This window comes from Moorena sp. SIO3B2, assembly GCF_010692525.1.
Taxonomy (GTDB): domain Bacteria; phylum Cyanobacteriota; class Cyanobacteriia; order Cyanobacteriales; family Coleofasciculaceae; genus Moorena; species Moorena producens.
This window is the reverse complement of the sequence record NZ_JAAHHE010000703.1, coordinates 1-2,164: the sequence shown is the minus strand read 5'-3', so window position 1 is coordinate 2,164 and position 2,164 is coordinate 1. Positions and strand designations below refer to the sequence as shown.

Sequence of the window (2,164 nt, the reverse complement as noted above, 5' to 3'; positions counted from 1 at the left end):
GGGCGGCTTGGGGATGCCAACAAATGGTGAGCCAACCTCGACCATTTAGGGTGCGTAGGGCGATAGCAATGGTGTAGCGATCGCGTTGATAGACTTGTTCGGTACGTCCTGGTACCCAGGTAGCACGCAGCTCAGAACAAGCAGCGGTCAGGGTGGTATAGTCAACAGGTTGCATGTGCCAGGTGCCAGATCTGAGCTTGGTAGGATTCGGGTTTGAGAATGCGATCGCGTAGCGGCTCGTACCGAGCATCGCCTAGCGCCTCAATGGGCGCGCATCGCATTTTGGCTATGGCTATGGGATCACCGTCTAGCCCAGTTCCCATTTTGGGCATTTACAATACTATTGTATAAGTCAGCCTTAGGGCTACGATGTTAGTCGAGAAACTACCTCTTCTCAAGTCAGAGCTCACCTAGGCAGTGTCCTATACCAAGCCTGAGGAAGTGACAACAAGGCTAAAAAGTAGACAGGGTATGGGGTGTGGGGTTTGGTAAAAATAGAAGGGAATTTTGAGTTACCCCAGCAAAAACCTCCGTCCCCAACCTGATTCAACCGTCTCTACCAAAGTAGCCAGCTCCTGATGTTTCCCTACCCCGGTGACCCCAAACCCCACACCCAGTAAGGCTTTTAAGGCTGTTGGCCACCCCCTCAGGTGCAATATAATAAATATTTAGCTAGTAAATACCCGAAAATTCAAAAAATATGGCTTGGTACGATAATCCAACAGTTGCTGCTACTTTAGGTGCCCTTGCTGGATCAGTATTTACAGCATGCGTATCTGTATTTATCTGGCAGAAAACAAAAAAGATTAAGCAAGTAGATTGCATTATTAATGATTCTTCCTCACTACTTTCCTTCTCAGATACAATTCGTAACGAACTCAAAATTATATACGCAGATGAACCTGCAAATTCTGTATTTTTATTCAATATGGAAGTTTTTAACTCTGGTAACCTAGCTATTAGGGAGCAACCAGTGAGTATACGTTTAGACAGCAATTCCAAGATTGTAGGATATACTTTCAAAACTATTCCAGAAGTTGGATTTGGAGAAGTTCGAGAATTATTACTTCAAGAAACCCGACTTGATTTAATTATTGAACTATTGAATCCGCGAGACCGGGTATATATTGAGCTAATTTCTATTAATAACTATTCAAGTAATATAGATGTCTACATGAAAAATGCTAACGTTACCTCTCGTGTGTATACTCGCCGAGCTGAGAATGCTATCTTAGGAATATTGTCTCAGGAGATTGATCCATCTTTAGCATCTCTTGCCATGCTCAGCAACTTACCATTTTTTGGTGGATTTGCCAATTCTATAATGACTATGGTCTTGGCACAACAAATTAAAAAAGCTGTAAGACAAAAAAAATAACTTCTATTCCTTTTTTTTAAATTTCCAAAACCTTCATTCGCCATTTCTAAAATTGAGAGGTTTTGTCTACTAAAGATTAACCGTAGGTCACACTACGCAAACACTATATTTTTCCTGCTCAGGAATAAAAAAAATGATGTTATTCAGTACCTTTTATGCTAAAGTTGCAATAAAAAAATCGGAAAGCTTACTGTAGCATAAAAATGGTACTATTCAACTAACAAAATTTTATAAAGACGGCCTCTTTTAACTATTCCCTGATTCCTGCTCCCTGCTGCCTCTGCTAAACTGTTCATTTAGCATAACAAGTACAGAATAACCATAAATTTTAGCAATTAAACACTCGAAGTTACAGTATTGTTTGCACTTATTCACGGCTATAGGATTTTATATTTACCCGTAGGTTGCGTTATTAACGCACCATAATTTTGTACTAATTAAGTAATTTTTAATTGACATTTTATTTTCAAAAAAATACCCTAAAATATTATTTTTATGCTATAATAAAAGTGACCTTAATTAATAAGGTCAAAAACCAGCCCCCTGAACCTCAAAAACCACGGGGCTGGCTCTAACCCCTAGTAACATAGGAGATAATTTTATTATGACCTATCGAGACCGTCTTAGTCCGTGGGTAAGCTGTTCGGCATTTAAATTGGTATAATAAAAATTAATAAATAACCCAATAATAGGAAATATGCCAGCAAAAAATTATCTGACACAAGAGCAAAAAACAATACTTCAAAAAGCCTTAAAAATAGAAGAAAATGGAAATATTAGAGAACG

At 38.8% G+C, this 2,164-nt stretch carries 2 protein-coding genes; one reads left to right on the top strand and one right to left on the bottom strand.

The annotated features are described in order from the left end of the window. Positions 1–175: NFACT family protein (locus F6K38_RS40020; protein WP_287360429.1), on the bottom strand; the 175-nt coding region annotated here is incomplete at its 3' end. 525 nt (positions 176–700) lie between these two features. On the opposite strand from F6K38_RS40020, the gene F6K38_RS40015 reads away from it, so the two are divergent. Continuing rightward, on the top strand, positions 701–1,378 hold the full coding sequence (locus F6K38_RS40015) for a hypothetical protein (protein WP_008184729.1): 678 nt from the start codon (positions 701–703) through the stop codon (positions 1,376–1,378). Positions 1,379–2,164: the final 786 nt, after the last annotated feature.